General features: G+C 43.4%; 22 protein-coding genes. 11 read left to right on the top strand and 11 right to left on the bottom strand.

Going from position 1 to position 22,478, the window contains the following annotated elements; genetic code table 11:
• Positions 1-80: 80 nt before the first annotated feature.
• The 5 genes from M1L62_RS18180 to M1L62_RS18160 all read right to left on the bottom strand — a co-directional run bounded on the left by M1L62_RS18180 (position 81) and on the right by M1L62_RS18160 (position 4,415).
• Positions 81-875: an MYG1 family protein gene (locus M1L62_RS18180; protein WP_254561041.1), complete on the bottom strand. Its 795-nt coding sequence runs from the start codon at positions 873-875 to the stop codon at positions 81-83.
• Between the two features lie 101 nt (positions 876-976).
• Complete coding sequence (locus M1L62_RS18175; protein ID WP_254561040.1) at positions 977-1,405, bottom strand: DUF3995 domain-containing protein; 429 nt, start codon at positions 1,403-1,405, stop codon at positions 977-979.
• A 47-nt stretch (positions 1,406-1,452) separates the two neighbouring features.
• On the bottom strand, positions 1,453-2,859 hold the full coding sequence (locus M1L62_RS18170) for an exonuclease domain-containing protein (RefSeq protein ID WP_254561039.1): 1,407 nt from the start codon (positions 2,857-2,859) through the stop codon (positions 1,453-1,455).
• Between the two features lie 68 nt (positions 2,860-2,927).
• Positions 2,928-3,350: a hypothetical protein gene (locus M1L62_RS18165; RefSeq protein WP_254561038.1), complete on the bottom strand. Its 423-nt coding sequence runs from the start codon at positions 3,348-3,350 to the stop codon at positions 2,928-2,930.
• A gap of 306 nt (positions 3,351-3,656) precedes the next feature.
• Entirely contained in the window at positions 3,657-4,415 is a 759-nt protein-coding gene (locus M1L62_RS18160; RefSeq protein ID WP_254561037.1) for an MBL fold metallo-hydrolase, read from the bottom strand.
• Positions 4,416-4,505: 90 nt separating this feature from the next.
• Between M1L62_RS18160 and M1L62_RS18155 the strand changes: the two genes are divergently transcribed.
• The gene (locus M1L62_RS18155; RefSeq protein WP_254561036.1) at positions 4,506-5,423 is read left to right on the top strand and encodes a LysR family transcriptional regulator; all 918 of its coding nucleotides are present in this window, start codon (positions 4,506-4,508) and stop codon (positions 5,421-5,423) included.
• 43 nt (positions 5,424-5,466) lie between these two features.
• Here the strand turns inward: M1L62_RS18155 and M1L62_RS18150 are convergent, their stop codons facing one another.
• Positions 5,467-6,963, bottom strand: a complete 1,497-nt coding sequence (locus M1L62_RS18150) for a DUF1593 domain-containing protein (protein WP_254561035.1) — start codon at positions 6,961-6,963, stop codon at positions 5,467-5,469.
• Positions 6,964-7,132: 169 nt separating this feature from the next.
• Here M1L62_RS18150 and M1L62_RS18145 point away from each other — a divergent pair, with 169 nt between their 5' ends.
• Positions 7,133-7,867 (top strand): AraC family transcriptional regulator, encoded by a 735-nt coding sequence (locus M1L62_RS18145; RefSeq protein WP_254561034.1) that lies wholly within the window; start codon positions 7,133-7,135, stop codon positions 7,865-7,867.
• Between the two features lie 102 nt (positions 7,868-7,969).
• Positions 7,970-8,362 (top strand): VOC family protein, encoded by a 393-nt coding sequence (locus M1L62_RS18140; RefSeq protein WP_254561033.1) that lies wholly within the window; start codon positions 7,970-7,972, stop codon positions 8,360-8,362.
• Between the two features lie 39 nt (positions 8,363-8,401).
• On the opposite strand, the gene M1L62_RS18135 is transcribed toward M1L62_RS18140, so the two are convergent.
• The 4 genes from M1L62_RS18135 to pdxR all read right to left on the bottom strand — a co-directional run bounded on the left by M1L62_RS18135 (position 8,402) and on the right by pdxR (position 13,283).
• Positions 8,402-9,502, bottom strand: a complete 1,101-nt coding sequence (locus M1L62_RS18135; RefSeq protein WP_254561032.1) for a DKNYY domain-containing protein — start codon at positions 9,500-9,502, stop codon at positions 8,402-8,404.
• Between the two features lie 8 nt (positions 9,503-9,510).
• Positions 9,511-10,566, bottom strand: coding sequence for a leucine-rich repeat domain-containing protein (locus M1L62_RS18130; protein WP_254561031.1), 1,056 nt, complete (start codon positions 10,564-10,566; stop codon positions 9,511-9,513).
• 19 nt (positions 10,567-10,585) lie between these two features.
• Positions 10,586-11,581 (bottom strand): ankyrin repeat domain-containing protein, encoded by a 996-nt coding sequence (locus tag M1L62_RS18125; RefSeq protein WP_254561030.1) that lies wholly within the window; start codon positions 11,579-11,581, stop codon positions 10,586-10,588.
• Between the two features lie 211 nt (positions 11,582-11,792).
• Complete coding sequence (pdxR, locus tag M1L62_RS18120) at positions 11,793-13,283, bottom strand: MocR-like pyridoxine biosynthesis transcription factor PdxR (RefSeq protein ID WP_254561029.1); 1,491 nt, start codon at positions 13,281-13,283, stop codon at positions 11,793-11,795.
• A 99-nt stretch (positions 13,284-13,382) separates the two neighbouring features.
• On the opposite strand from pdxR, the gene M1L62_RS18115 reads away from it, so the two are divergent.
• From M1L62_RS18115 to M1L62_RS18090, 6 genes are all read left to right on the top strand, one after another.
• The gene (locus tag M1L62_RS18115; RefSeq protein ID WP_254561028.1) at positions 13,383-13,841 is read left to right on the top strand and encodes a cupin domain-containing protein; all 459 of its coding nucleotides are present in this window, start codon (positions 13,383-13,385) and stop codon (positions 13,839-13,841) included.
• Positions 13,842-13,930: 89 nt separating this feature from the next.
• On the top strand, positions 13,931-14,551 hold the full coding sequence (locus M1L62_RS18110; protein WP_254561027.1) for a succinate dehydrogenase/fumarate reductase transmembrane subunit: 621 nt from the start codon (positions 13,931-13,933) through the stop codon (positions 14,549-14,551).
• 80 nt (positions 14,552-14,631) lie between these two features.
• Positions 14,632-15,198 carry a Crp/Fnr family transcriptional regulator gene (locus M1L62_RS18105; protein ID WP_254561026.1) on the top strand — a complete coding sequence of 189 codons (567 nt, stop codon included), beginning with the start codon at positions 14,632-14,634 and terminating at the stop codon, positions 15,196-15,198.
• Positions 15,199-15,273: 75 nt separating this feature from the next.
• The gene (locus tag M1L62_RS18100; RefSeq protein WP_254561025.1) at positions 15,274-16,353 is read left to right on the top strand and encodes a DUF418 domain-containing protein; all 1,080 of its coding nucleotides are present in this window, start codon (positions 15,274-15,276) and stop codon (positions 16,351-16,353) included.
• A gap of 236 nt (positions 16,354-16,589) precedes the next feature.
• Positions 16,590-17,459, top strand: a complete 870-nt coding sequence (locus M1L62_RS18095; RefSeq protein WP_254561024.1) for an AraC family transcriptional regulator — start codon at positions 16,590-16,592, stop codon at positions 17,457-17,459.
• A 91-nt stretch (positions 17,460-17,550) separates the two neighbouring features.
• Complete coding sequence (locus tag M1L62_RS18090; RefSeq protein ID WP_254561023.1) at positions 17,551-18,942, top strand: FAD-binding oxidoreductase; 1,392 nt, start codon at positions 17,551-17,553, stop codon at positions 18,940-18,942.
• A 52-nt stretch (positions 18,943-18,994) separates the two neighbouring features.
• On the opposite strand, the gene M1L62_RS18085 is transcribed toward M1L62_RS18090, so the two are convergent.
• Positions 18,995-20,734: a patatin-like phospholipase family protein gene (locus M1L62_RS18085; protein ID WP_254561022.1), complete on the bottom strand. Its 1,740-nt coding sequence runs from the start codon at positions 20,732-20,734 to the stop codon at positions 18,995-18,997.
• A 320-nt stretch (positions 20,735-21,054) separates the two neighbouring features.
• Between M1L62_RS18085 and M1L62_RS18080 the strand changes: the two genes are divergently transcribed.
• On the top strand, positions 21,055-21,513 hold the full coding sequence (locus M1L62_RS18080; RefSeq protein ID WP_254561021.1) for a lipocalin family protein: 459 nt from the start codon (positions 21,055-21,057) through the stop codon (positions 21,511-21,513).
• Positions 21,514-21,599: 86 nt separating this feature from the next.
• Positions 21,600-22,373, top strand: a complete 774-nt coding sequence (locus M1L62_RS18075) for a helix-turn-helix transcriptional regulator (RefSeq protein WP_254561020.1) — start codon at positions 21,600-21,602, stop codon at positions 22,371-22,373.
• Positions 22,374-22,478 lie beyond the last annotated feature (105 nt).

Here is a 22,478-nt window from a genome sequence, read left to right as displayed (position 1 = left end):
TTTTCTGACTGACCGGTTATAAAAAAAACGGCTTGCGCTACCGCAAGCCGTTTTTTTATGCGTTTATTTATCCGTTTAGATCAAAGCGTTTGCGCAAAATCCATAACGACTGATTTATCCTTCACAACGGCCATAAAACCCGAGGCATGACGGAAAACGAACCCGTCGAGCTCCGCGATACTTTCCGGAATTTTAGCGATGTTGGTATCCATGGTTTGGATCTGCCAACCGTTGGCGTGTGGTAAAATAGCAAACGTGTGTTCTTTCTTTTCTTTCCAGACTGTCGAGAACTGATCGAAAACAGCTACGTTGTTGTCAAGAATCAGCCTGTCGTTATACTCCGCTTCTGACTTGGCCTTTTTTACCGATTTATAAATTTCATTACCGATAATTTCCAGTGCAAATGCGGCTGCTTTTTCAAACTGATTGTACTGCAAAGCGGCGTCGGTCACTTCGCGGTTAAAGCCTCCGATCAGTCCGGACGTGTTTCTGAAACCTTTTGGTAACGTAGCCCAGAGATCAAAAATGTTGTCCCGGTTTGTGTCCATTGCATCAATGGAAGCGATAAATCGTCCGAAGAAAACCTGTGCTTCCGCAGGACAGATCTCGTCTTTGAAATGCTCGTAAACAAGCCCGGCAGCCGAGCTGAGCTCCATGTCCTGGTGATGGTCGAAATTCAGTTTTTCCGGATCATAACTACCGCCGACATCCAGAATCAGCGTGTTGGGGTCTGCAACGGCATCGGCAAGTACTTGTGGATTTCGGGTGCGTATCAGTTCAAAATCGTATCCGGCATGGCGGAGAAGCGCAACGGCAATCACGTCATCCGCGTGAAACGAAGTGTCGTGGGTTATAACTTTTGAAAAAGAGGTCATATTGAAAATAAAATTATCTTCAAATATAACGTCTTATTTCCGGATGCGTGGATTATTTGCGACCTGCCAGTAGTAAGGCATCAGTTCAGCTTATCTGTTTTTTAGAAATAAACGAAGAACAGAGCCAGGTGAAGTACGGAGATAATTAAACACAACGGCGTAAAAATCAGGGTGTCTCTTTTTGCAAAAATCGTTTTCCGGTAACGTTTGGCAAACCCCACGTATTTAAAATCACCAATGGCACGCAGTAAAAATATGAGCCCGATAACGGCGACGGCGTTTGTAAGGATTTTGTCAGGAACAGGCTCGCTGACGAAGCCCGCGGAAGCCAGATCGACCCAGGCAAATACCAGAAATATGGCTGCCGCGGAGGTGATTGTTATAAATGCCGGGCGAAATCTCCGTCGGCCATTGCTGTCTGTCGGGATAATCGCAAACGCTGCCCAGGTACCGCCAAAGGCCCAGTAAATATGGATGAGGGCAAGCGTAATGAAAATAACACTGTTGGTTAGAAATATGGCTGTGATCATGTGAGGGTAATTATCATTCAATTTGTTGAGCCGGAATCTGGCTGGTCTTACTCAGGTATCTCCTGAAAATTAGTCATTTCCTGCATAAGACGCTTCACTTTTAACGGGTATTTTTCAGCGTAACTAAAAATTAACTGGTTCATATAATGGTTGGACGTGCAGGGTTTCAGCATCTCTTTAATGTCAGACAAACTGGTCAGATCCGATTGATTGCTGAGATAACCGATGCGGGATAATCTTCCTTTTTCAACCCAGATACAGCTGTTTTCGTCCGTATTTCTGCCGGTATCAACAATGACGAAACTGGGCAGATTTTCAGTGAATTTGGTCAGCGCATTTTCCACAAGGGTATTGTAATCCTGTGGATTCAAAAGCTGGATTTCAGTGGATAACTTCTGTATATCTTCGGATTCACTGCTGAATAAGGGATAACGCCCATAGGAACATCGGTCGGCGGAAAGACCGAAATCGATCACCAGCTTGCGGAGCATCCTGATCCCATCCGATTCGCGGTTAAAAACATGGATACAATCATGGTATTTCCCATGTTTTCCGATAGCCAGCCGCCTGTATCCGTGAAAATCTTCATAGCTATACAGGGCAAATTTAGGTTCCGGCCGTTTCATTGCGCGGTTATACAAAGGCCATAACCGCTTGATTTCTGCCGCTTCCAGCAGCAGCGCCATCAGTTCGGTACCGCAACTTTCGTAACGGATCGCATAAATGCTCCTGAGAAAATGCTGACGCTGTGGATTAGGATTATGGCCTGAAAAGTGTGAGGCTACTCTTTTCCTGATATTTAAGGCCTTGCCAACATAAATTTCTTTGCCAGCCATATCCAGAAAATAATAAACACCAGGGCAGGAGGGCAGATTGGTAAAATCTTCTTTGGGTAGATTTGGCGGAAGCTGCTGTTCTTTTGATGTTTTTTTGAGCATCATCGGGATATGGCCAGCGGTATCCCAGGTCAGGAGTTTTGAAAAAAGAATAGCCGTTGCATCCGCATCGCCGCCGGCGCGATGGCGGTTTTCAATAAGAATCGCCAACGCGTCACACAGTTTCCCAAGACTGTACGAAGATAACCCCGGCTTGATTTTCCGGCTCAGCCGAACTGTACAAAGTTTTGGAGCACTAAATTCATAACCCGCTGCCTGAAGGTGATATTTTATAAAAGAATAGTCGAAGTTGACATTGTGCGCGATAAATACACAACCTGAGAGCATCTGGTAAACCTGATCAGCCACTTTATCAAATGCCGGGCTGTTGGCCACCATCTCGTCATCAATACCGGTGAGGGCCTGTATGGAAAATGGAATGGGGAGGCCTGGATTGATAAGTGTCTCATACCGGTCGATAACCGACGTGCCGTCATGAATCAAAATGGCGATTTCGGTTATCCCGCTGCCGGAAGCATAACCGCCTGTGGTTTCTATATCGACAATGGCATAACGCATCTTATTGACAGAAGTTTTTTATTAAACGTTGTTTGATCCCGGAGCGGAGAGGTTCGTGTAGAAATTTTTTAAAATACTTCCGATAAACCCGCAAATCCGATATAATCAGAATAGATAAAGTCGGCAATAGCGTCGATCTGGCGTTTTCGCATTTTCTGCTGCTCCCATCTCGCCTGCTGAATGGTGTGTGTATCTTCTTCGTTCAGAACTATCGTTTTTTCAGATAAAAGTACATCTTTTCTCAGATCAAATTGTTGTAATTTGATCGTCAGTTTTTTGGCTTTCGGCCAGGTGGCAACCGTCCGGAAGTTCACCGGAACGACGACAACTTCGCCCGGTTTCTGAAATATGAAAGTCAAGATAGGAACGTCACACATGGTGTGCAGCTCAAAACGGACTACGTCCGGTGTTTCCACTTTGCTTGCATAATTATAGCAGCACAAACGCACGATAACATTTATTTTATCAGGGATCAGTTTGATGTCTTCCATACGGTCATAAGTTAAGTAGTTGTCGATTTTTCACAGAATTTACCAGTTACTTGGTGTGTATAATGTGCTGGTAATCAATATTGATATTTAAAGTATCAATAAAATGATTAATTAAGTATCAATATTAATAGAAAATTCAGGGAATGACAAAAAAGAATTGATTTTCTTGAATCGGTGCGTGTATCGAAATAAAGAACGAGGCCGTTTTTTTGTACGAAAGAAATAAAAAATCCCTGAACAACTTTGACGGGATCAGGTCAAAGTTGTTCAGGGACTGGCAGTAAAGCGGATGGATATGCAGGCAGTTCAGCTGACTTTCAATTCGTTTTTTAATGCAAGAAAATCGCCAGGATCCAGTGTTGTTACGTTCAACTGTTGTTCCTGCGCCGTTTGCGGAAGCTCTTTTTCCATGTTTGGATACTGATCGTAAAAGCCCGGACGGTTGAACCCGTAATGTATTGGAACCAGCGTTTCGGCATTCACCAATTTAGCTGCCGCGACAGCCTGAAATGGCGTTAATGTAATGGGTACAGGACTGTAAGCAAGGCCTGGAATGTTCACCACAGCACCATTTATCGGGAGAAAAACGGCGTCGAAATGCTCATATTTCCGGCCGATATTCCAAAACTGATTGTGCCAGATCGTATCGCCGCCATGCAAAATACGGTGCTCTGCATCCTCAATAACCCAGGAAACCTGCTTGTCGCCAATACCGTCCATGGCAAAAACGGGCGTAACGGTAAAATTGCCGATCACATGTGACTGTCCGAGCGATAGTCCCAGGGGATTAAGTCCATCCTGAATCAGTTCATTGGTAACGGTATCAGAGCTGATCAGTTGGCCGTCAGTGCGAAGTGTATTCAATATCAGTTCTTTATCGTAATGGTCAGAATGCAAATGGGTCAATAAAATCACATGGGCTTTGGTATCGTTACTAAACAAAAACGGATTGTCCGGGCCTATGGAAGCGCCTCTTCCCTGAAAATTTTCTACGGCATCGATAAGAAGAATCTGTCCGTCCGATTCTATTTTTAGACCTGCCCAGGATAATCTTTGAATTTTCATGTCTGTTTGTCAAATGGTTCGATACAAAAGTAATGGTTAATTAAATATGAGTAAAATGAATTATTTTCGTATTTTTGATGAATATTATTCATGAATAATACGACTATGTTGACCCTTCAACATTTATACATCATCGAAAAAATTATCTCCGAAGGCTCGGTTACCAAGGCTTCGGAAAAGTTGAACCTCACACAATCTGCGCTGAGCCATCAGATCAGGGATTTGGAAGCGATGGCCGGGCTTAAATTGTTTTTGCGTGTAGGCAAGAAACTTGTGTTGAGTGAGGCTGGGCACAAGATCGTCGCGGGATCTGAAAAGATCTTGCCGGTAATCAGAGAATTGGAATCCTCATTGAAGGAAATGCGGTCCGGTAAATTTCAAACCATTCGTATCAGTACAGAATGTTATACCTGTTATCACTGGCTGCCGCCCTTGCTTGCCGATTTTAAGAAGGATTATCCGCACATCACGGTTCAGATTGTTGCTGATGCGACACGTCTGCCGATGGAGTATCTTGAATCAGGACGGTTGGAACTGGCTATCGTCAGCCGGTCTTCTACTGACCCGAAGTTACATTTTGATCCGCTTTTTGACGACGAAATGGTGGTTTTGCTTTCTTCCCAGCATCCGCTCGCGATCCGGAATACACCGGTGGAGTTTTCAGATCTTCATTCCGAAACACTTATTGCTTATCAGGCCGGCAGCAGCGATAGTCTTTTGACCAAAGGTTTTGTGAGCAGTCTGTCGCCGAAGGAAATTATTCAGGTTCCGTTGACCGAAGCCATTGTGGAAATGGTGCGGTATGGCATGGGGGTTACCGTTATGGCGGCGTGGGCGGCCAGGCAATATGAAAAGACCGACGGACTTACGAGTCTTCGTTTCCTCTCCGATACCGGAAACCGCAGCTGGTACGCCTGCACACGTAAGGACCGTGACGACTCCATCGTCAGTCTGGTAAAAAGAATACAGGAAAGTCTGCTTTTACAGGGGGAAGAATATTTACACTGATACAGTATAAATACTCCTCTTAAAATGGCGCGTCGGTATTTTGTTACTTGCCTGTGATAATGACTCTCTGATACCTGGTCAATTTAGGGTTGCCCGAATCGGACACTTCCAGGATGATGTGGATCGTCTGGCCTTTTTGAATGTCATCGGGTATAATAACCGATGTGTTGGCCGCCAATGGATTTTCGATTGTTACTTTGCCTTTATAGGTCCCGACTTCCTCATATTGCCACCAGCGATAACTTAACTGATCGCCATCAGGATCTGTGGCGTTTCCTGATAGTTTCACCACTTCTTTCGGACGTGCGGTATGATCCTCCGAACCGGATTTGACGACCGGTGCGTGGTTGGCGTCTTTATATTCCTTCACGCACCAGTCGGCGCGGGCAGCGAAGTCATTTTGCAGGACATCAACCCAGCGGACCTGAGGATAAGCGGCGTCATTCTTTTTTGTGTAGGGATTAAAATCAGTAACATGTTTCCCATCCTCCCATCGGAATGGATTTTTTGCAGGCTTTAACATCCTGCCACCCCATCCGCCATAGGAGCCATCTTCCAGGCTTCGCAAGCCCACATCGACCAGGTAAAAGAAAGCAGGGGAGTCGCCTTCCGAGATGAAGTCATATTGAGTGAAACCATTTTTCGTCGCTTCTGCCATATCTCCGTGCGTATGTTCGGGGTCGCCGTCAATGCGTTTTCCATCGCCCCATAAATAATAATTTTCCAATAACGGACCATGATTGAACCTGATGTTTTCGGCAAACCACGGTCCTCTCAGATACGATTGAAGCTCCTTGGGAACAACCATCGGCCATGGATAAGCAAAACTCCAAAATTGATCCGAATTGTATAACACGCGGATATTTGGCCAATTGGATGCCACATATTTCCGGTATGTAGCATCCTGATCGAGGACCGCATAAATGATTGCTTTCCGGGAAACCTTTTGATAAACGGATTTCCAGTCTGCGCTGTTTTTGTATTCTTCTTCGATTGATTTCAAAGCCCGCGCTACGGTGTTGGTTCCTCCCCAGATCTGAAGATAAACCGGAGCAGGGTTATTGTCGAGCAGAATTTTTTTGATAAAATCGGATCCCTCGGTATCCCGTTTCATTTCTCCTTCAAAATCAATATTTCCCGTTTTGATAATCCCGGAAAGGTAGTCAGGCGACGGGTAACCCTGGGCATGTTTAATCAGACTGGGATAAATCTTTGCGTATTCCGCGACATATTTTTGCATCCAGGTGGTTCCCGGCCAACGTAAATCGGGGCGGTTTCCATAACGTTTAGCCGTATTTTCCATTTCCGAGGTAAACATCGTCCCTTTTCCATCACCTTTGTAATGCCATTGCGAACTGCTGTATACCAGACCGACAATATCAAACTCATTGGAATACAATAACAACCGGATAAACGAGTCGACATCGTCCACTTCACCATCCGTAGTGACAATGGTCCGGTGTTTAGGGTTTTTGTTTTGTGCAGTAACAGCAGAAATTGTAAAAACACTCAACAATAACAGGAGTATTGTTTTTCTCATAGATCGACAGGAAATGTGATATTATTTATCAAGATAAACATAATTAAATCAACGAAAAACCGGATGGTTCACACGGCTGCTAATGATTGCCCGTTTGACCACGCGGATGAATAGCAATTTTGGTGAAATTTCGCTAAAATTGAAGGCTTGAATTTAACAGATATTATCCATGGCATACAGGCAATATAATCCCCATCCTGCACTGGCAGATTATATTGATGCCTACTGGATCGCGACTGGTGATGCAAATAAAATACAAACTGAAAAAATATTACCGGATGGCTGTGTTGATATTATACTGAACTTGGGAGCGGATTGCAGAGCAGAAAATGGCAGTTTAACGTTGCAAAACGAAAAGACTTATCTGGTAGGTACAATGACGCGTTTCAAAGAAAGCAGCCTAAACCCCGAATCGGAATTGTTGGGCATCCGTTTTAAACCAGCCGCGTTTTTGTCGTTTTATAAATTTGCCTCACTGCACGAAATAACGGACCAGACGTTGGAGTTTGACGAGGCGCTTTCGCCAGATCTAAAAAAAACGAAAACTGACGGAAGAATCTATCTCGATCAGTTTTTTCTTGCCAAACTTGGCAAGCCCAATAATCAGTTGTTAAACATCGTAACGGATATCCAAAATCATAAGGGGCTGATGAATGTCGGATTACTGGCGGAAAGGCATTGCACGACGGTCAGGCAACTGGAAAGGAATTTTAAGCAATACATCGGCGTCAGTCCCAAAGAATTCCTGAATCTTGTTCGTTATCAATGTACTTTACCCCTTATTCAAAACAATAACCTGGGACAAAACTTGGCGCAGATTGCTTTTGACTGTGGCTACTACGACCATGCCCATCTTACCAACGAGATCAAAAAGTATACGGGTGAAGCACCCACAAAACTCTGATTTTGTCGTTTTTTTCCAAGGGATCATATCTTCTGCCGTCATACTTTTGCGGGTGATACAGAGTTTTTATTTTTAACGGGATATTTTAATAACCTATCTAAGATGATAAAATTTGCCTACACCATCCTCTACGTACAGGATGTGACCAAGTCGATAACGTTTTATGAAAATGCATTTGGTTTTGAACGGAAATTTATTGCTCCCGGTAATGACTATGGTGAGCTGATCACAGGCGACACCACGCTTTCCTTTGCTTCAACAGAACTGGCCAAAACCAACTTGTCAGAAGGTTTCGTTGAAAGTTCGCCAGGCGGAAAACCTTTTGGGATTGAAATAGGGTTTGCAGCGGCGGATGTGGAAAAAACATATGCCGATGCCATCAAAGCGGGTGCTGTTTCCGTCGAAAAAAGTAAAACAAAACCTTGGGGCCAGGTTGTGGCTTATGTGAAAGATCCGGATGGTTTTCTGATCGAAATTTGTACGCCGATGGGCTAAGGGTCAGGATGATTAAGATCGCGGAAAAAGTGGCGGATTTTAATCATCTGTCACTTTTTTTCCTTCATGGTATTTGTTTAGAGCATCTTCTGCATCCGCATTGCCGAAATCGTGCGGATAAACCCGGAAACTTGCCGGGACAGCATTTTTCACAATGTTGGTTTTGTAATAAACATGGTTTTTGTCGCGCGCATAGTTCTCGCCTAAAACCGTAAATGTAGCCATATCGGCACCGCTGACCTTTTTATCATCCATGAAAACGGACTGATGATCTCTGGCAAAGTTGAAATCGTGGCCGTACATTCCGTTTTCCTCGTACACTTCAAAGCTTTTCGGATCTGCATCCGTTACCTTACGTTCCCGAAAAAATACAGTATGCTGATCTTTTGAATAATCTTCCGCCAGTACCTGAAATGTTGACCCATCCGCGCTCTTCAATTTAAAACCAAGAAAAAATACATTTGTCTGATCTTTGGAATAGCGGTCATCAATGATTTCAAACGATTCTCTGTGACATGGCAAAATGCAGATATTGTTTTGCCCCTCGCCGGTATAGCCATAATAGTAAATATTAGCCGCATCCCGGGCATAATTCCTGTCCATAAGTTCAAACGTTTTCCCCTGACTTTCCTTGATCGGATGGCGGTTCAGGTAAGCCATTTTATCGTCCTTACAAAAATGGTAGTCGATAATGGCCAGAGAGGTAATGTCCTCAACTTTAAAATGTTTTCCTTCAAACCACGCCCGCTGATTGTCTTTGGCATAACCATATTCCAAACTGATAAAAGAGACCGGATCGGCATTTTCCAGATTGACAATGGTCTGTTTTTTCGTTAGGTAGTAATTCTGGCCTTCGCGGTATTCGTCGCAATAGTAAACAGCATTTTTGTCCTTTGCATAATGATCGTCCACGGCTTCAAATGTTGGGACATCGGCATAGGAGAAGGCACGTGATTTGTAATAAGCCGTTGTAGCATCCTTGGCAAACTGCTTGTTGAGGACAATGAAATTTTTGTCGGTAATGACTTTGCCGTTAAACTTAACCTTATCGTTATTGCCGGAAAAACAGCGAAACAAAGGCAGCGAACCGATGATCAGAAACAAGGTTTTAAAAAGCCATTTGATGAGTTTAAATATCATATGTTTTGTTAGTTTTCGAATGTAAATAAATTAGTAATCAGGCAGTTCGGGTTCCTCTGCTTAAATACCGAAACTTCTGCGCCCGGAGCCCTGGGAAGTGTTACTGCTTTCAGATTTTTTAACTCAGACAGAGCGTGCAAAGTCCCGTGATAACTGGTGTGCTGCATATCCAAAAATGTCAGTTCTTCAAAATTTTCAAGGAACCTGATATCGTTGTAGCGATAATCGGGATTTACAATGGACAGTTCATTTTCGGCAATCGAGAGCTTTTTCAGTTTCTTCAATTTAGAAACACCGGAAAGTGGTTTGCTGCCCTTGATGTATAATGCTTCGAGATTAACCAAATGGCCGATGTCAGCTGTACCTGCTACGTTTGATCCAAAAGACAATATCCTCAAATTTGTTAATTTTCTGAGCGGAGAAAGTGTTTTTATACTTGTGTTATCGCAGACCAATTCTTCGAGATCTGTCAGGTTCCGGATCGGTTCCAGTGATCTTACAGCGCTCGATGCACAATGTAATACCCGTAATTTTTTCAGGTTTTTCAAGGGTGTCAAATCCAGTATTTGTTCTTTTATGGGGATATTGTAGCCAATCCCGCAGTAGTTTATGATCAGTACGCGAAGATTTGGAAGTTTGGTCAGTGGCGACAGATCGCCTGGACCGTTAACCATGTACAGTGTGTCCAGTTCTTCCAGCGTTTCGAGGTCGATTTGATCGTGAGGAATCAAATGGTTTCTCCGAATTGCCCGTGCATACATATCCTGATAACTCAGCCCGAATTGTTCAGCTTCATGTAAATCATATAATGAGGTGTTCATTTCAGAAAGCGATTGTTCATCACGGGTGTTTAACCTGTTGATATATTCTTTTTGAATCGTATAAATATTGATTTGCTGCCGGGAAAAGCTCTGATTGATCAGTAAAATGTTTTTCCATTCGTCTGTCAATGCGTCCCACCAGGCCCTGTCAATTGGTTTTTCAGGCGGGCTTGTATTGACGAAAAACGAAGTGAACAGAAGACTTGCGGCGGATAACATCAGTGAGGTTATTTTAAGGTTCATTATGGTTTGCTGCGGTTGCTTACTTTTGATTCTTGTCGAGGAAGGTTACGATCCAACCGAAATCAGAAGGCATCGTTATATTTTCGGCCTTGGCTTTCACCTGTATAGATGTTATGATTTTTTCAAAATTGTTACCATCACGATTTGTGAAACTGTAATCGACGTGCTGTTCTTCCAATAGAAAACGGACAAATCGCCAGGTTTCAAACCAGTGCGCACTGGTGCCTGAATTGTTGGCCGCATACATCAGCGGAGTTAGCTGATACTGGTTTAACACATCCAGGCGGGCACCCTTTTTGACCAGCAGAATAGCGGCATCCACATCCTGGCTCGTAGCTCCGATTACTGAAAATAACAGGGCATGATCATAGACAAAAGCATAAGTATTGGGGTCGGCGCCCGAATCCAGCAACAGCGCACTGATTTCAAGCGGAAGGCCTGTTATACCCTCTGCCAAGGCGCGGGTTGTTGCCGAACCATTTTTAACCAGAAGCCTTATAATCGACGAATTTGCCGCGGTGTCTCCCTTGAAATTCTGTCCACGTCTCAAACGGATGGCAAACTGAAGGTAATTCAATCCGTCGGCATCCCACACGCGGTTGCCCTGGATATTCAGATCCTGGCCCTTAATCAGTTCCTGAACCAGGGAAGTATCGCCATTTTCGATGGCTGTGGCAATACTGCGCTGTGTTTTATCTTTGAAATAGAATTCTGCTTGGCTGGGTTGTTTTTTTATAGCGGAAAGTTTATCGCCGGCCACATTGTAAAGCCAAATGCCCAAAGGGAGGAAGGCGAAAAAAGCTGAAAAACAAAGACTGAAAGTGGACTGGCTCATACGCAAGGGGACGGCGGCCAGCAGAATCACCGCGACGGCGAGAATAAATAAAATGGTCGTCCAGCCGCCTTCCTGCTCGCGCAGATTTCTGTCGGCGGTTTCAATAAAAAAATAAACGGTAACAATGACCAGCGCAACAGTGTTAAGTCCGATTACGGACCATAAAATTTTAGTAATCACGGGAAATGACGTTAATATTTGAGTAAGGGAACTACCGGGCAGAAGACTTTTTTATTAGTCGTTTGAGTCTCCCGACAAGACAATGCAAACGTAATACAGGCAGGAGTTTTGTCCTACTTTTAGGGGTATACAAGAAGTACACAGACCCATATAGCAGGTATACAAAAGGTGAACGAGGGGCGGAAACCGGCTTTCCGAAACAGAAATCACATTAACCTTTATCCATACACGACAATACGGCATCGATTAAAATTTGACCGGCCTCCCGCAATTCCTCCGGATTCATAGAGGCAAATCCAATACACATCGCGTTTAAATCCTTATCAGGCGGGTTGTGATTTTTGCCATCTCGGATGAAAAGTCCGTTCCGTAATGCTTCTTTCGAAATCGCTTTTGTATCCACACCTTTAAACGTAACCCATAAACACAAACCGCCTTGCGGTATGGTGAAGTTTGCAATGCCGGGCAATTGTTCCGATAGCATTTTACATAACAGATCGCGGCGTTCCTTATACAGACTTCTGATTTTTTTGAGGTGCCGTTCAATCGCACCATTGACGAATAATTCGGCCATGGCTTCTTCCAGTAAGTTGTCTCCCTGCAAGTCAACCATTACCCGGTGCTGGCCTATCAGGCGGATGAAATTTTGCGGGGCAACAACATAACCCAACCGGATTGTAGGAGCGAATATCTTGGTCAGGGTGCCGATGTAAATAACACTTCCATGCTGATCCGAACTTGCCATGGGCAGTGTTGGACGGTTTTCGTAATGGATATCAAAATCGAAGTCATCTTCTATCACAGCGATCTTGTATTGCGCAGCAATATCCAGCAGCTTTAACCTGCGATCAGCCGAAAGCGTTACCGTAGTCGGATGGTGATGATGGGGAATCACATAAATCATTCTGATCGGTGTGCTTTCACAAAGCCTGGCGACGGCGTCTACGTCAATGCCGTGCTCATCAACGGGTACGCGGCAAATGCGGGCTCCCAAACGGTCCAGCATCGCGTTGACAATGAAATAACTCGGTTCGCCGACAATCACATGATCACCGGGTTTGAGAAGCAGTGATGCCGTCAGATAAATGGCCATTTGCGCTCCTTTTGTGATCAGGATATTGTCTGTTTCAATATTGAGGCCCCGCGACTGGCGGAGCATTTTTACCAGTTCTTCACGCAAACGAAGCGAACCTTCTTTGGTGGAATATGAAAGGTGTTTTCTGGCACTTTTTCGGTTCCCGATGACCTGGTATTCCCGAAGCAGTTCTTTTAACGGAGTGAGGCGAACATCCGGGAAACCTTCGTTAAAAACATATTTGGATACGCCTGAGGGATATTGCTGGAGCAATTCATTTTTTAATTTGTAGTCAATGGCAAAAGAAGTGTGGCCGGGATAGGAGGCACGTTTTTCCTGATCCGGTTTGAGCAGAACCGGGTTTAAATCGGGTAAAGTGGGGGAGATAAAACATCCCTTTCTGGCCCTGACCGTAATCCATCCCTGCGCATGAAGTTCATTGTAAGACGCCACAACGGTATTGCGATGAACATTCAGCATTTTCGACAAGTCTCGTGAAGGCTGAATTTTTACTCCCGGCAAAAGCACGCCACTTTTTATCAGTGAAATGATATGATTTACAATTTGCAGGTAAACCGGCTGCGTAGAAGGCTTATCAATGGTAATGAATTTACTCAGGTCGATCATCTTTCAGTTAATTCTGGACTAGCGGCTTAATCATCTGTGGCCTATTTGCAAAGTTTTGTAACTGTATATATTTGATTTATAAATTAAACCATAAACACGATGCAACGAGCACTTTCCTGTCAATTTTTATTATTTTTTGTTACTGTTTCATTTGCATTCGGGCAGCATAAGCACGCCGGCGACAATGCTGCTAAAAAACCGCCCTTATCATTTGAGTCTGTTCGATCTGAATTTTTATCAGACCCGGCTCTTAAAGACTACAAACTCGAATCATCCGTATTGACAATCGCGCCCGGTGCTCAAGACACCGTCAGCCACAGGCACGATTGCGATCTTTTTGGATATGTAATCGACGGTGAGGTTCAGATCGGGTTGGACCATCAAAGTCCTGTTGTGTATCGTACCGGTGAAATGTTTTATGAGAAAAGAAATGTGCTGCACTCGCTTGCTGCCAATAATCTAAAAGATCGTCCAACGCGGATTTTGCTGCTTTTTATTATCAAAAATGGCCGGCAAGGTTACACCGCCGAATATCCTGAAAAAGCAACCGGCCATTAACGGTATGATATGTTTCAGAAGACTGAATAGGTGCTGTTCTAATCGCTGACGCCGTTATTGATTTGTAATTATTTAAAAAATCCCCCTACATGAGACCTGTGTTAAAAAAGCTGCACCGGCTGAGTGGCTTATCACTTTCTGTATTTTTGCTTTTGCATTTGACCAACCATTTGTTTGCGCTTGCAGGTCCTTCTGTGCACATAGCGGTCATGAAATTGCTGCGGCATATTTATCGTTTTCCGCCAGTAGAAGTTTTTTTGCTCCTATGCGTACTTTTTCAGATCGCAAGCGGTATTTTTTTGATATTCCGGGCCGGATTTTTCAAGAAATCCTTCTATGAAATTGTTCAGGTAATCAGCGGATTATATCTTTCCTTTTTTATGATCAACCATGTGAGGGCAGTTCTGATGGCGCGATATGTCTGGAAAATTGATCCCGACTTTTATTTTGCTTCCGGTGTGGCAGTACGTTATCCCGAAAAACTCTTTTTTATTCCATATTACACCTTGTCCGTTGTCAGTGTATTTGCACACATTGCCTGCGCACATTATGTCAGGAGAATTGAGTCTGTGGAAGGGGATTTATCAACCTCTTCACTACCAATATTGATGAAGAAATTCCGCCGGGAATCATTCGGTATTTTTATTGCAGGGTTAATTATTACAGTTTTAATTATGATTTGCTTCACCGGCGTATTGTATCCGCTTTAACCGACAATATCCTGAATTTGATAGGTAATGTTTCGGGTTATGTGATATATTTGAGCGGAACCCAACTGGCAAAACGGCTTATGAGCGCATATCTTGATAAAATAACCGATTTCATTGAGCGGCTGGACATGGAGACGGCTAACGTTTTGGAAAATTGCTCGGTTGCAAAGGTTTTTAAAAAAGGGGATTTTTTGCTGCGGCAAGGCGATGTTTGTAAGAAGAGTTATCTGGTAGAATCCGGGATAGTCAGGAAGTATTATCTCCATGATGGAAAGGAAATCACAACGGAATTGATTTTTGCAGGCGATATCGCTGTTGCGTTTGATAGTTATTGTTTGCAGGCACCTGGCAGGGAATTTATTCAGGCAGTTACGGATGTAACAGTTGCGGTGACAGATTATGCCGTATTTCAAAAAGCAAAACAGCAATATCCGAAACTAACAGCGCTCGATTTACTAATGACGGAATATTACGCCATGTGGCTTGAAAACAGGTTGTTTCAGTTTCAGACCATGGATGCGACACAGCGTTACCGGCTGCTGATTCAAAAAGATCCGCACGTGATCCAAAATGTACCGCTAACCTACATTGCCTCCTATCTGGGTATTTCACTTGAAACGCTCAGCAGGGTAAGGGCAAAAATGTAGCGGATTATTTGACTTAAGTCAATTAATCCGCAGAATCTTAACCGGAAATTCGATGAAATTTAAATCATCGTAATTTTGAAACAGAGAATAATCGGTTTTGACCTGGCCCGAGCATACGCCATATTGGGCATGTTCATCGTAAATTTTAATATCGTGTTTGGAACACCGGAGAAATCCGGTTTTGCCGGACAATTCCTATCCTCATTCAACGGGAATTCCAGTACGCTTTTTGTTATCCTGGCAGGCATGGGTATGTCTCTGATGACGAACAGGGTAGACTATGCTGCTGTTGAAAAAATGACAATCAGAGCTACGATCCGAAAAAGAGCCAATTTTTTGCTGATAACCGGGCTCATACTGAACGTATGGTGGCTGGCGGACATTCTGCATTTTTACGGTATCTACATGCATATCGCGGTTTTTGTTTTGTTCTCCGACAAGAAATATTATCTCTTTGCCGCCATCGGGGCAGTCATTATATTCCACTTGCTTTTGGCGATCGTGCCTTTTGAAACCGGATGGAATTTTGAAACGCTGCACTACAATGATTTCTATACGATAGCCGGTTTTCTTCGAAACACATTTTACAATGGATGGAATGCTGTTTTTCCGTGGATCAGTTATTTCTTTTTGGGGATGTTTCTGGGCAGGCTAAATTTCAGAGAAGCCCAAACCCGATATCGCCTTTTTCTTACCGGTTTGCTTTTGTATACCAGTATTGGAATTGTTCAAGTTTTATCTCGACACATTCCCATGCGTGACGATCTGCAATATTTCATCAACGCAAATTATCTGCCGCCTTTTCTGCCATTTATTCTGAGCACCACGGGGTTTGGATTTATGCTGATTGCCGGTTTTATGTTTTTAGGTAACAAAGTCTCAGAAAATTCATTCGCAAGGGATCTGGCTTCAACCGGTCAAATGACGCTAACGCACTACATTCTTCATTTGACTATCGGAATGGCACTTTTGGGAGTTTTTTCGAACAGAAGTTATTCGGTTAATACATACGAAAACGAGTTTGTTAGTCCCGTCTGGATTCTGATTTTCTCAGTTTTCTATTTTCTGGTAAGTTTTTACTTCAGCAAATTATGGTCGCGGTATTTCCGGAACGGTCCCTTTGAAACATTGATGAGAAAAATCGCTGATTCGTAAGTTCGTCGGAGGGGATGAGGCTTAAAAAATCACACGTTTAATAAATAAACCCGACCATTTGAAAACTTGATCCTCATAGTCAATTTTTTGACCCTCACAGCAAAGAGTTAGTGAAATAAAAGGTTTATTTTTGATTTAAGGATTCTGAAAAACAGAAGTTTATGGAATATTGACAGCCGACAGCACAGTGAAACTTCTCAGACTTGTATTCATTACCTGATCTAATATTTACAGCTATGATTAATGGATATGAATTTCTGAAATATAAGCCTGAGGCGTATAAGCAATTCAGCTGCAAAGGGATGACTTTTGTCTATTGTGATTGTCCGCAGGCGGTGAAACGCGTTGATATTTTTACACACTATAACATTATTGCTTTTATCATTGACGGGAAAAAAATAATCCATCGGCCCGGCAAGTCCTGGTTGCTGGAAGAGGGCAATTGTTATTTTTTTAAAAAGGGCGCGTATAACCAGGAGTTATATCTGAATGAAGGCTGGCGTTCCATGAATATTTATATTCCTGATGCTTATCTCAGGCGGCTTATCTGCGATTATTTAAGATATGGCAAGGTGCAGACGATGGGCGGACATGCAATGGAGCAGGTTATTCAGCTGGATATCAATGAGATTTCAAAGGATTTTCAAGACCTGATGTTTTCGACTTTTTCGGGGAAACCGATACCCGCGGAGGATGTTCTTGAACAGCAGTTTCGTCAGCTGGTTTTCTCGATACTGGGCAATCGTAAAAATCAGCTTCTGGTTTCTTATCTGAACAAATTGGCAGACCATCACAAAACGTCACTTTTTGAAGTGATGGAAGCGAATTATATGTATAATCTCTCGCTGACGGAGTATGCCAAGATCGCGAATCGCAGTCTTGCCACGTTCAAACGGGAGTTTAAAAGTCTGTTTTACACGACGCCTGCGAAATGGCTTATGGACAGAAGACTGGATTTTGCCCAGCTGATGCTTGATACCACCAGAAAAAATATCGGCGAAATCATGTCCGAAAGCGGATTTGAGAACAGTTCTCATTTCAGCAGGGTATTTAAGGAGAAATTTGGTGCATCACCTTTAAACTACCGAAAGGAGAAAATTCACTAACCTTCATCCAGTATTGACGATGTTTATCGGGTAAAAAATTACCTGAACTGATTTGTTGTGCCTATCAATTAACCCAGAACTCTGCATATTTATGGAAACAAACAGCTTTGCCAAAACCTATCCCCGTTTCGGGGGTAAAATTATTACTGCTCAGGAACCTGAGTATGAAACTGCCCGGAAAGTTCATAACGGCATGATCGATAAACATCCTGATCTGATTGTGCAGTGCCACAGTGCCGAAGACGTGGTCATGGCCGTTAACTACGCGCGAGAACACAAACTGCTGCTGGCTGTCAAAGGGGGAGGGCATAACGGTGCCGGTTTGGGCATGTGCGATCGCGGCATGGTGATCGACATGTCCGGTATGAGAAATGTTGCGGTGAATCCTGAAAACAGCACGGTTCTCGTTGAGGGCGGTTGCACATTAGGCGATCTGGATACGGCTACCCACGCATTTGGAATGGCGGTTCCGAGTGGCATTAACTCAACCACAGGAATAGGCGGTCTGACGCTTGGCGGAGGACTTGGCCATTTGACGCGCCGCTGCGGTCTGACCATCGATAATCTGCTCGAAGCCAATATTGTGCTGGCTGACGGGCGGTTGGTGAAAGCTTCGGCTACCGAGAACGAAGATTTGTTTTGGGCAATAAGGGGCGGTGGCGGCAATTTTGGAGTGGTTGTTTCATTCCTGTTCAGGACGCATCCCATCAGCACGGTGTACGGCGGCCCCATGTTCTGGAATATGAGCGAGGCCAAAGAACTGATGTTATGGTATCAGACCTTTATCAAACAGGCGCCAGACGAGATCAGCGGTTTTTTCGCGTTTCATCAAATACCTCCGGACCCCAATATGTTTCCTGAGGAGTTTCATTTGGAAACGATGTGTGGAATTGTATGGTGTCATGCCGGTGATCCGGAAAAAGCCGAGGCATTTTTTCAGGAGTTCAGACGCGATAAAAAACCGGCGATTGACCTGGTTGGGCCTTTGCCTGTCCCTGCGATACAAACGTTGTTCGACGGGCTTTTTCTGCCGGGTTATCAATGGTACTGGAAGGGAGATTTTGTGAAAACGCTTACAGAGGAGGTTATTGATATCCACATCAAACATGCCTGGAAAATTCCTAACTTCTTCTCGGGAATGCACCTTTATCCGATCAATGGCGCAGCTTCAAGGGTTGGGAAAGATGAGACCGCCTGGAATTACAGGGACGCTACCTGGGCAATGGTGATCGCGGGCGTTGACCCGGATGCGAATAACAAAGACCGGATCGTCAACTTTTCAAGGGATTACTGGACCGAACTTCATCCGTTTACCGAAGGCGGTTCCTATATTAATTTCATGATGGAGGAAGGGGAGGATCGTATTAAGTCGACCTACGGGAAAAACTACCAGCGGTTGGTTGAGATCAAAGGAAAATATGATCCGGATAATTTGTTCCGGGTAAATCAAAACATCAAACCGCAGGTAAAAATGACGGTTTGAAAAATATCCGCGGGCATTAGCCTGGACACAGATGATGCCCGCGGATAAAATTTTAATGTTGGTTTCGTCTGCCTTGATTGTAAAGAAAAGCCGGGTCTTGTTTAAAATGCAGCCAGTCTTCCTTACAATCTTTGTATAACTTCCTGATATCAGTTTGCACGTCTATGGTAAGATCCGAAAACCCGTTTTCCGGTGTGAATATTAGTTTTTCAAGATACCGGATCATATTATAACACATTGTCAACTGACCGGCAGCCACAAGTTTTTCCAGTAATTTGCCGACTTTTTGCTGATCTGTAAACCATAATGTCGTGCCGAAACCGGATGCTTCATCAACAACTTTCTCGATGTTTTTCCCTACAACGGAATCATAGTTTCCTGAAAGAAAACCGGGGTTTACAGTCGCCTGCCGGGGTTGGTTTTCATCTGTTTTGGTCTCTTTCTTTCGTAAATCTTTCCGGGTCAGATCTTTGATTAAAGTTGATATGCGTCGGTATTCATATCGGTTGTCGTCGTATAATCTGTTGTAATTAAGACTTCTGACAACTTTCAGAAACACATTCAGCAGCAATGTCCCCAACGACCTCAGACGGTTTATGAGCAGCGGTTCGAGGCGGTGAACCGACAACTCTTCTATTTTTAAAGCCTTTATTTTTTCCTGATAAAACGGAGGTATAACCTCGGTGATCTTGCCGGTCAGATAAGATTCCGTTTTTTTGATTTGCCTTAACAATAGGAATTTTGAAAGGATTAACAGCAACACCATAACAGATAGCCCCAAACAGAAACCCGTTCCGATATTATTTGAATAGCTCCATGAAAATGGGAGCAATAGCAGAAAAAGCAGCAAGCCCGAGAATATATAATTTATCCTTTTGCAGATCGCGGCGAATTTCTCCCGAAGTCCTTTTAGAGTAAATTGCCTGAATCCGGTTTTGTCCTTTTTTTCGAGGGGTTTGTAGGCTTTGATCGAAGGCGATGCGACGTCTGAGATTATTACCAGATCGAAATAAGGTAATTCGTTGTCTTTTTGATAGTTGAGAATGCTTTCAATTCCCTGGTTGTCATAGATTCCTCCGTCCATTATGCCTATGGGGCTTATGGCTTGAGCGTTATTTTTATCTTTAAGTATTTTAAGATTTACTGCATCTTCATGCACAAAATCGTCGGGCCAAAGCATAGGTTCGAAGCCAGCTGGAAAGCAGCTGGAAGCCGCCATTACGTCAGAAAGTTTTATCTCCTGCAATTGTTTTTTAGAAATTCTTGCCCGGAAATTACCGGCATATCCCGATGTGTCCGGATTTTTGAACCGAAAATTGATCGCGTTTTTAAACTCTGTACTATTAAAAACAACTTCTTTTAAATGCGAGGATCCAATGCCGGCGAGATCCTGCATCACTTTTCCGTTCGTAAAATGCGCATCATACTCTTCTGCAAAAGCGTTGATCAGGTTTTTAGTTTTGTCCGGATTTTTAAGGTCCTGATCCGGGTTTAATTTCTCGATACCGGTTTTTACCAGGTCCAGCGTTTCAAGTTTATCTAACAGGAAATTGAATATTTCTCCGAAATTCCGTTTATCCTTTTTTAATAACGCATACACAACACCGGTGATTGTTCCACCAGAAACGGTCGAAAGCATTTCCACATTTTCGAGTAAAGGTTTTCCCTGAAATTGCAGTTTGTTGAGATAGGACATCGTGCCCAGATGAAAAGAGGTGGCGCGATAGCCGCCGCCAGAACAGCTCAGTGCAATTTTTTTAAGGGGCTGTGACGGAATGCGTGTTTTTTCCATGGTAAAGATTGTTACCGCGAAGTAACCGGAAAACATGGTGACTTCCTCGGATTCCTATCTTAAAATATTTCGGTGCAGGGGGCTGGACAGACATTCTATCGTTCGATTATCTTGTTGTGTACTGGTCTTCGGCACGGATGTAAAATGGCTGTCATCTGATTGGAGCAGAAGGAATTATTCCTGTTTTTTGTTTGAAACAACTAACCTATCTTTGCTTTGTCGGCAAACCAGCGTATTGATTTAAAGCTTGATAAGTAATGTTTGCGGGCAACTGTTGCTTTCAGTTTATTAACAAAAGATCCCTAAACCAACCTGATTTCATGAATTTAAAACTACTTTCGACAGCCTTGTTGATCACACTCGCGGGCTGTAATGCGAACAAAAACACCACAATTGAAACGACAGAACCATCTATCGTGGGAACCTGGGAACTCGTATCGGCCAAGATTATTACCAAAGGAGACACAGAGGTAACTTTTCCCGTGAAGGATCAGAAGATGGTTAAGATTTTCAGTACAGAAAGTTTTGCCTTTTTCAAACATGATATCCACAAGGGTACTGGCGACACGGCTGTGTTTGAATCAGGTGCAGGAACGTATACCTTAAAAGGTGACGATTATGCGGAGCATCTTGAATTCTGCAATTACAGAGGCTGGGAAAATCAGGATTTCAAGTTTAAACTTCATTTGAAAAACGATACGCTGATCCAGAGTGGTGTCGAAAAAATTGATAGTCTGAATATTGACAGAGAAATAGTTGAAACTTATGTGAAGCGATAGTGCCACTTTTATCCAGGCTCCTTTGGGAACCTGGATAAAGTTAATTTTGTACTCTGGTTAGATTTTACGAACTGTAAATGCGGTAAATGACTATTGACTATCACATGCCGGCAAAAAAGTTAAGTCCTTTTATAAAGGCTTATCTGGTTATTGAAAGTCAGGATGGTCTGGAAAACAGGGTGCTGCCCGACACTTCGCTCGTGATGGTTTTTCGTTTTAAAGGCATGGTTAAGCAACTCGTTAATAGCCTTGACGAAGAATTACCATCCTTTGTAGTCACAGGTTTACGCAGGAGTGGCAAGCAGGTTAATTATTCCGGTAACTCGGGAAATGTTCTCGTTCTTTTTAATGAAACTGGTGCGGCGGCGTTTTTCAAAGAACCTTTGCACGAATTGTTTGAGGAAAATATACCACTCGGCGATTTGAATGGTTATAAAAATCTTTCTGGAATCGAAGAACGGTTATGCGAAGCGACGGACAATGGTGATAGAATTCGTTTGGTGGAGGAATTTCTGTTATCCAGGCTTGGTAACTACGATCCCGACAAATTAATTCTGGCCGCACTTGAAAAAATTCATGCTTCAAGGGGATTACTCAGGATAAAAGAATTGGCTGATTCATTGTATATCAGTCAGGATGCTTTTGAAAAACGCTTCCGGAAAATCGTGGGAACTTCACCGAAACAATTTTCAAATATTGTTCGTATGAAATCCATCATCAGTGACGGACGGCAAAATCATGTCCTGGCGGATTTGGCCTTCAACGCCGGATATTTCGATCAGCCTCACTTTAATAAAGACTTCAAATTATTTACAGGACAAACACCAAAGGACTTTTTCAAATCTTCGCCTTTGTGGTAAATCAATGATTTTTTACAATGACCGGGTTTCGGTAATCCTGAATTTTGTATCAGGAAAACTCAGGAAATGAAGCTGTATTCGGCCTGATTAAATCATTTAGATAGC

It is taken from the genome of Dyadobacter diqingensis, assembly GCF_024220585.1.
In the GTDB taxonomy this organism is placed as follows: domain Bacteria; phylum Bacteroidota; class Bacteroidia; order Cytophagales; family Spirosomataceae; genus Dyadobacter; species Dyadobacter diqingensis.
This window is presented reverse-complemented; position numbering and strand designations above follow the sequence as displayed.